This is a genomic window from Mycobacterium sp., from assembly GCF_052143115.1.
Classification (GTDB): Bacteria; Actinomycetota; Actinomycetes; order Mycobacteriales; family Mycobacteriaceae; genus Mycobacterium.
Map to the genome: position 1 here is coordinate 1 of NZ_JBKQTQ010000326.1, position 8321 is coordinate 8321.

Sequence of the window (8321 nt, forward strand, 5' to 3'; positions counted from 1 at the left end):
CGTGATGATCCAACCCGATAAGCACGACGCCGATCAGCTTCTGCCCGTCAGCCATTTCGGTAACGGCATCCTGACCTGGCGTCTGCCGATCCTGTTTCGCACTCCGGAAGGCTACAACCTATTGGCCCGCGGACCGGCGAACTATCCGAAGGACGCCATTTCTCCGTTAGAGGGCATCGTCGAAACCGACTGGGCAAGCGCGAGTTTCAGCATGAGCTGGAAACTCACCCGCAAACTGATGCCGGTGCGATTCGAGGTCGACGAGCCGATCTGCATGATCGTCCCGCAGCGCCGAGCCGAGCTGGAAGAGTTCGCCCCCGAACTCAGGCGCATCGAGTCTGATGAAGATCTGCAGCGCAAGCATGAGTTCTTTCTTCGCTCACGTGATGCGGCAAAGCAAATCGAGCAGATAGCGAGGGTCGCCGCGGGAGAGCAAGTGGAGTGGCAAGGCGACTACACGCGAGGCAGACACACCGACGGCGAGGCCGGGACACCGGATCACCAGACTCGCCGTCATCTTCGTTCATTTGTTTCAGCAACAACATGATAAGCGGCAAGGGATGGACCTGGCCGAGCTCGAATAGACGCAACCATATAGTGTCGTAGCCGACGCCGCGAGATCGACGGCAACCAAGTCGAGATGGCGTTCTGGTACGTCCGCGCAACGGCGCTAATCGAGGATCGGATGAGCGACAAGTCCAACAGGCCGGCCCGGCCACTGATCGGGTTCATTACCCGTGATAACGCGCCGCAGTTCAGCCCGGCACCGATTAGCCGGACCTGGATGTCAGAGATGTCAGAGACGCGTCGAGGTTGGCCTAATCGGTGTTTGCCGATGCTCATCGCCAACCAAAGCGGCTGGGAGCTGCGCAATCCGTGCGCGTTCACCGCTACTTGGATCGGTCAGGAAAACGACGTGGACGTGATGATCGCACCCGATAAGCGCGACACCGGTCAGTTCCTGCCCCTCAGCCATTTCGGTAACGGCATCCTGACCTGGCATCTGCCGATGCTGTTTCGCACTCCGGCGGGCTACGATCTGTTGGTCCGCGGGCCGGCGAACTATCCGAAGGACGCCGTTTCTCCGCTAGAAGGCATAGTCGAAACCGACTGGGCAAGCGCGAGTTTCAGCATGAGCTGGAAATTCACGCGCAAACTGATGCCGGTGCGATTCGAGGTCGATGAGCCGATCTGCATGATTGTTCCGCAGCGCCGAGCCGAGCTGGAGGAGTTCGCCCCCGAGCTCAGGCACATCGAGTCTGATGAAGATCTGCACCGCAAGCATGAGTTCTTCCTTCGCTCACGTCATGAGATAGGGCAACTCCAGGTGGCGACGGACGCCGCCGCGGGAGAGCGAGTGCCGTGGCAAGGCGACTACGCGCGGGGCAGCCATGCCGACGGCGAGGCCGGGGCGCACGATCACCGGACTCGCCGTCATCTTCGTCCATTTGTTCAGCCACAACATGAGAAGCGACAATAGGGCTGCCGGGCTTGGACCTGGCATGTCCGGGCACAACGGCACTAGCTAACCTGATCCGGGTGAATCTCGACGGCAATCAGGCCTCCATTCGCGAAGCCTGCGATGCGGGTCTGCTCGCCGGTGCGGTGACGGTGGTGTGGCAGCGCGGACACGTGTTGCAGGTCAACGAGATCGGCTACCGCGACATCGACGCCAAACTGCCGATGCAACGCGACACGCTATTTCGCATTGCCTCGATGACCAAACCGGTCACGGTCGCCGCGGCGATGAGCCTGGTCGACGAGGGCAAGCTGGCGTTGCGTGACCCGATCGTGCGCTGGCTGCCGGAGTTCGCCGATGTGCGGGTACTGGACGACCCCAGCGGACCACTGGATCGAACACACCCGGTGCAGCGGGCGATCCTGGTCCAGGATCTGCTCACCCACACCAGTGGCCTCGCATACGGGTTCTCGGTGGGCGGCCCGATATCGCGGGCCTACGTTCGTCTGCCGTTCGGGCGCGGACCCGACGCCTGGCTCGCCGCGCTGGCCGAGCTGCCGCTGGTACATCAGCCGGGCGAGCGGCTGACCTACAGCCACGCCATCGACGTAATCGGCGTACTGGTGTCACGGATCGAGGGCAAGCCGTTTCATGAGGTACTCGACGAGCGAATCCTGCACCCGCTGGGCATGTTTGACACCGGTTTCTTCGTCTCGGTCGAGGGCCGCCGCCGCGCCGCGACCATGTACCGGCTCGACGACCAGGATCGGTTGCAACACGACGTGATGGGGCAACCGCACATGTCACCGCCGGCGTTCTGCAACGCGGGCGGCGGATTGTGGTCGACCGCCGACGACTACCTGCGGTTCATCGAAATGCTGATGGGCGACGGGACATTAGATGGTGTGCGGGTGCTGTCCCAGGAGTCGGCACAGTTGATGCGCACCGATCGGCTCACCGACGAGCAGAAGCAGCATTCCTTCCTCGGTGCGCCGTTCTGGATCGGCCGCGGATTCGGGCTGAACCTGTCAGTGGTGACCGATCCGGCGAAGTCGGCGCCGTTGTTCGGTCCGGGTGGTGTCGGGACGTTCAGCTGGCCAGGTGCATACGGGACGTGGTGGCAGGCCGATCCCGCGGCCGACCTCATCCTGCTGTACCTGGTCCAGAACATGCCTACCCTGTCGGGCTATGCCGCCGCGGCGGTCGCCGGCAATACGTCGCGCGCGAAGTTGCAAGCGGTGCAACCGAAATTCGTGCACCGCACCTATCGCGCGCTGGGCATGTGATGGCCGAATTCACACCTGAGCGCATCGAGGGGCCGCGATTGCTATTGCGCCTGCCAGTACTCGACGACGCTGGCGCGCTGTATCAAAGGGTTGCCCGCGACCCTCAGGTCACCAAGTATCTGCTCTGGACGCCACACCCCGATGTGGCGGTAACGCGGCGAGTGATCACCGAACGAATGAATGTCGATGCACACCTGCGAACCTGGGTGATAGTGCTGCAGCATAGCGACGAGATCGTCGGGATGATCAGTTGCGGGCGCCCGCTGCCGTACGCCGCAGAAATCGGTTACTGCGTCGGTCGGCGTTGGTGGGGCAAGGGTTTGATGTCCGAAGCGCTCGACATGCTGATGGCCACCCTGCGCGCTGATCCCGACGTTTACCGCGTGTGGGCTACCTGCAATGTCGACAACGAGCTTTCCGTGCGCGTGTTGGAGCGAGCCGACTTCACGCTTGAAGGTCGCTTGGCCCGTCATACGATCTACCCCAACCTCGGGCTCGAACCACGCGACAGTCTGCTCTACGCCAAGGCGCTGCGCTGAGGCCGTGGAGCCTGCGCCTGCGCCGAGCGTGAAACTGTGGCGGGTTTTTCGGCCCACTTTTCGCCGTGGTTTCACGCTCGGCGCAGGCGACCCCTCAGATCATGGCGAACGGCGACACTTTCGCGCCGATCTCCAGGGCTCCCGCGAGCTCGCGGCTGACGTCGTAGTCGAACACCACATGCCCGGAAATGACGTCGACGTCTCGCTTGGCACGCTGCAACGGGTTATCCAGGAACTGCGCACTGGCGCCGGCCGCCTCGAGCAAATCGGCAATGACTGAACGGGATTCATGCACAACATGCGCCGCGGCCGCGCGGACACCGGCGCGCACGGTACGGCCGACGTGCTTTCCGTTGCTCACCCTGGCCTGAATGTCTGTCGCGGCGGCGTGGGCCAGCTCGCGCAACGCGCGCAGCCGCACCCGCGCACCGCCGAGACGCACCTGCGCTGTGGGCTGATCCTTCTGCACCGCACCCGAATACGCGAGCACCCTTTCGCTGAGCCGTTGGGCGAAGAGATCGACGACCAGTTCGGCGGAACCCAGCGCGGGCATCGCGGCGGTCAGCGCCAACGCGGGCACCATCGGCCACCGGTAGACCGCGGCGTCGTGTAACGCCGCGCCGGGTGTTGTGCCGCTGTAGATGTCGGCCACCGTGATCAGGCGATGCCCGGGCACCCAGACGTCGTCGACGACGACGTCGTTGGAGCCGGTGGCGCACATTCCAGCGGTGTGCCATACGTCCTCGACGCGGATGTCGGCTGACGGCAGCAACACCAGGGCCGGATATGGCGCGTCGTCGGGCCCGCAAATGGCGCCGACCAGGATCCAGTCGGCGTCCATGACGCCGGTCGCCCAGGACCATCGTCCGGTCAACCGGATGCCACCGTCGACCGGTGTGCCTCGCCCGGTCGGCGCGAGCGGCGCGGGGCACAGCACCGGCCCGTCGGCGAATACCTCGTCCTGGGCCTGCTCACAAAACAGCGCGAGCATCCAGTTATGCAGGGTGTAGAACCCCAACGTCCAGGCGCTGGAGGCGCAGCCGTGGGCCATCCGGCGCACCACATCGAAAATCTCGGGAAACTCCGCCTGCCGCCCGCCGTAACGCGCCGGGAGCAACAGCCGCGCCAGCCCGGATTCTCGATAATCGTAAACGGTGGCGCTCGGTAGTCGGCGCAGCTTCTCCGCCTCTGCTGCGCGATCCGCCAACCGCGCAACGAAAGCGGATCCGACCGTCGTTACACCCGGGGACGCTACCATACCTTTTGGTATGGTAGCTCCGGCAAGGCGACTCAATGCCGGAGCATCACCTTGAGGAACTCCTCGCGACGTCCGGCGGCCTGCGGGCTGGGCCGCGAACCCGAGAGGTGCAAGAAGCCGATGCCGGCGGCGAACGTGGCGCCGGCGCGCATCTCGGCCTGGTCGGGCTCGAAGCCCTCGTCGAGGAACGCCTTTCGGACGGCCGCGACCACCCTCCGGTCGGATGCCCGCACAGCGGCGGCGACCGTGGGCTCCGATCGCGCCCATTCCCGCATGGCGCGCTCCAACATCCACTGCCGCGGCCCGACCAGTGCGGTCATCATCCGCGACAACCGTTGCCGGGGAGGCTCACTCGCCAGGTCGTCGAAATGCCCCCGGTCTTCGTCACGAACGGCAGCCCAATTGGCGATCAGCGCCTCGCGGTAGGCCCGCATGTCGTTAAAATGCCAGTAAAAGCTGCCCTTGGTCACCCCGAGGCGAGCGCACAGCCGCCCGAGGGTCAGGGCTTTCACACCGTCCTCGGCGAGCACGCGGAAGCCCTCTTGCACCCAGTCATCCACGGAAAGCCGGGAATTGGCCGCACCGCCCGAAGTTGCCATGGGCGGTAAGCCTAGCGACTACGCGGACTCACAAGCCAACGCCCGCCGGGCATAAGCGGGGCTTCGGCTGCTACCCGGTAATGGATTGCGTCGACGCCACATCGAGCTGCGGCGCGTCGCCGTGTCCGTTCACCTCGGCGATCGCGCGGCGCGCCGCGGTAATCCGTTTCAGCGCGGCATCGGTGAACACCGACAACCCGAGGTCCGGGTTGTATCCGTGGATTTCTTTGACGTCGAGTTGAGCAAGGAAATACAGGATTTCCTTGGAGACCACCTGGCCTGGAACAAGTACCGGAAATCCGGGCGGGTAGGGCACGACGAAAGTGGTGGACACCAAGGTCTTTCCCTCGGCAAGCCGGCGCCCAGCCTCACCAACCATGACGTGTTCGCGGTCGGACTCCTCGTATCCGGCGTAGAACGCCGAGCGCATGTCGCCGAACGAGCAGGCGTCGTCGGGTCGGAACGCCCCGTCGAATTCGCTGAAGTCGGGCAGCGGCGGTAGATCCTCGGTGATCTCCTCAACCCTGCGATGTTGCAGCGCGCGATCGTCCCGGCTGGCCGCGCACTCGCTACGGTCAAAGTCGGCCGCCACCCGACGCAACACGTCGAGCAGGTAGTGCACGCTCGACCAGGTGACTCCGATCGTGAAGATCAACAGCACACTGTTGATCGAGGTCTTGTTGATCTGGATGCCGAACCGGTCCATCAGGATCTTTTCCTTGAAGTCGTATCCGTTCATGCCCGTCTGACCCACGTACAAGGTGACCCGCGTCGCGTCGAGCACGAATTGGTCGGACCGCCACGCCTCGTTCCAGTCCGCCAGCACACCCTGCCGCACCTGACGGTAAGAGCTGACCGCGGATAGCCGGAACTCGTCGGGCACCAGGTCGGACTCATCGAGAATGCGAAACCACTTGCTGATCAGGCGGTCTTTGCGGACGCGGTGACGGAACACCAGCGCCATGTCATAGACGTTGCGGACCAGCTGGAACCCTTCGATATCGACTTGCCGACGCGCCAAATCCAGCGATGCCAGTAGTTGCTGGTTCGGCGACGTCGAGGTGTGGGTCAAAAACGCCTCACCGAACGAATCGCGGGTGAGCGCGTTGAAATCCTGGTCGCGGATATGAACCATCGACGCCTGCCGCAGCGCCGAGAGCGACTTGTGGGTGGAATGCGTGGCATAGACGCGGACCCGCGCACGGCTGGGGTCGGGAAGCAGCCGGTGCTCGCTCCACTGGGCGCGGTCGACCCCTTGTATCTCCTCACGCCACTGCCGGTACTCCTGGGCGTAGGCCGGAGAGGACAACATCGATTCGAGTTGCTCGGCGGCGATCATCGCCGTGCGCTGGCGCGCCCACGGCACCGCGGTGGCGAACGCGTACCACGCCTCGTCCCACAGGAAGCAGATGTCCGGCTTGATCGCCAGCACCTCTTCCATCACCCGCCGCGGGTTGTAGACCACGCCGTCGAACGTGCAGTTGGTGAGCAGCAGCATGCGCACCCGGCCCAGCTGTCCGGCAGCCTCCAAATCGAGCAGCGCCTTCTTGATGGTGTTCAGCGGCACGGCACCGTAGATCGCGAACGGCTGCAGCTCGTAGGCATCCAGATACCGCGGGTACGCGCCGGCCAGGACCAGGCCGTAGTGGTGCGACTTGTGGCAATTGCGGTCGATCAGCACGATGTCGCCGGGCCGGGTGAGAGCCTGCACGACGATCTTGTTCGCGGTGGACGTCCCGTTGGTGACGAAATAGGTCTGGTTGGCATTCCAGGTTTTGGCGGCCTTGTCCATCGCCGACCGGATATTGCCGTGCGGATCCAGCAGCGAGTCAAGGCCGCCCGATGTGGTCGAGGTCTCGGCCATGAAAATGTTGCGGCCGTAGAACTCGCCCATGTCGTGCAGTGTCTTGGAGTTGAAGATGCTGGCGCCACGTGCGATGGGAAGGGCGTGAAACTGGCCCGCCGGCCGCGCGGCGTAGGCACGTAGTGCATCGAAAAACGGTGTGGAGTAACGGTTCCGGATGCCGGCGACCACGGTGCTGTACAGATCGGTGACGTCGTTGAGCCGGTAAAAGGTGCGGTCGTAGACGTTGGGCTCATCTTCTGTCTCGGAAGCGATCGATTCGTCGGTGAGCAGGTAAAGGTCGATGTGTGGCCGCAGCTCGCGGATCCACTCGCCGCATTCCACCCAGTCGTGGGTACGGTCGGTGGCCACCACTTTGTCGTTGGCGCCGAGCAAGGTCGTCATCAACGGCACCCGGTCCCGGGACCGCAGCCGAATATCATGCCGGATGATCGCCGCTTGAATCTCCCCGTTCAACGCGACCGCGGTGATGGCGTCCTCGACGCTGCTCACGACCAACAGCTCGAACTGCATATCGTCGGAGGGGTCGCGCAACGCGCGCAGACTTTCCGCCAAGCCCTCGGGGGCGGTGGGAGGGGAATCGTCGGCGAGCAGAACCGTGTAGAACTGCTGTTCTTTGGCCCGCGCCACCAACTCCTGATCGGCCAGCGACGTCGACGTGTCGAACAGCGCTGCGCGGTCGCCGTATTCGGACAGTAGCCGCACCGCGAGCGAGACCTTCTCCTCGAGGCTCACCGTGGCAAGGTTGTCGAGATACTCGCGGAATGCCGCCAAATTCTCCGCGCCCGGATAGATCCAGTAGCGCTCGTAGGCACTGAGACGATTCATCAGGCGTTTCGCCCTGGCCGCTTCGTGGCTGGTGTCCAGCCCGGCACGGTCGACCACGGCGAGCTGATGGCACGCGTCGTCGAGCAGATTCCAGGTGTCGATACGCGAATACGACGGGTTCGCGACCGCCGCCAGCGCGGACACACGAAGCCGTCTCGGGCGCCTGCCGTCGCGGTCCATATCGCCAGTGTGTCCCTCCTGGGACCCGCGCGAGGCCATTTCGTCGACCCTGGCCGGCTAGGCCCGTAATGCCACACCCGCCACACAGACTCGGCGGGGAGGCAACCCACCGTTTGCCCGCCTATGAGCGATTTCGCCGAAAGCGACTGCCGCGTTTTCGCTCAGGCGGGCAATGCACATACCGCCTGTTGCCTCATGTCAATATGCCCGCGACGGTATTCGTTGCCTCATGTGCCGGATGCCCGCGACAACTGATTGGTGGCCTGGTTTGCTGGTGCCCGCGTGGGCGGTGCTTTGCGTTGGGGTCC

7 protein-coding genes are annotated in these 8321 nt (G+C 64.2%); 4 read left to right on the top strand and 3 right to left on the bottom strand.

Going from position 1 to position 8321, the window contains the following annotated elements; genetic code table 11:
* The 4 genes from ACLQI9_RS31705 to ACLQI9_RS31720 form a co-directional block, all read left to right on the top strand.
* Positions 1-547 (top strand): DUF6065 family protein (locus ACLQI9_RS31705; protein ID WP_442392786.1); only part of this gene is annotated, 547 nt, incomplete at its 5' end.
* A 138-nt stretch (positions 548-685) separates the two neighbouring features.
* On the top strand, positions 686-1480 hold the full coding sequence (locus ACLQI9_RS31710) for a DUF6065 family protein (RefSeq protein WP_442383832.1): 795 nt from the start codon (positions 686-688) through the stop codon (positions 1478-1480).
* A 59-nt stretch (positions 1481-1539) separates the two neighbouring features.
* A complete protein-coding gene (locus tag ACLQI9_RS31715) occupies positions 1540-2745 on the top strand; it encodes a serine hydrolase domain-containing protein (protein ID WP_442383838.1) in 1206 nt (401 codons plus the stop codon).
* A complete protein-coding gene (locus tag ACLQI9_RS31720) occupies positions 2745-3284 on the top strand; it encodes a GNAT family N-acetyltransferase (protein ID WP_442383830.1) in 540 nt (179 codons plus the stop codon). The genes ACLQI9_RS31715 and ACLQI9_RS31720 overlap by 1 nt, the downstream gene beginning before the upstream one ends.
* A 94-nt stretch (positions 3285-3378) precedes the next feature.
* On the opposite strand, the gene ACLQI9_RS31725 is transcribed toward ACLQI9_RS31720, so the two are convergent.
* From ACLQI9_RS31725 to ACLQI9_RS31735, 3 genes are all read right to left on the bottom strand, one after another.
* A complete protein-coding gene (locus ACLQI9_RS31725; protein WP_442383828.1) occupies positions 3379-4542 on the bottom strand; it encodes an acyl-CoA dehydrogenase family protein in 1164 nt (387 codons plus the stop codon).
* A gap of 32 nt (positions 4543-4574) precedes the next feature.
* A complete protein-coding gene (locus tag ACLQI9_RS31730; protein ID WP_442383825.1) occupies positions 4575-5141 on the bottom strand; it encodes a TetR/AcrR family transcriptional regulator in 567 nt (188 codons plus the stop codon).
* A gap of 70 nt (positions 5142-5211) precedes the next feature.
* Positions 5212-8013 carry an aminotransferase class I/II-fold pyridoxal phosphate-dependent enzyme gene (locus ACLQI9_RS31735; protein WP_442383823.1) on the bottom strand — a complete coding sequence of 934 codons (2802 nt, stop codon included), beginning with the start codon at positions 8011-8013 and terminating at the stop codon, positions 5212-5214.
* Positions 8014-8321 lie beyond the last annotated feature (308 nt).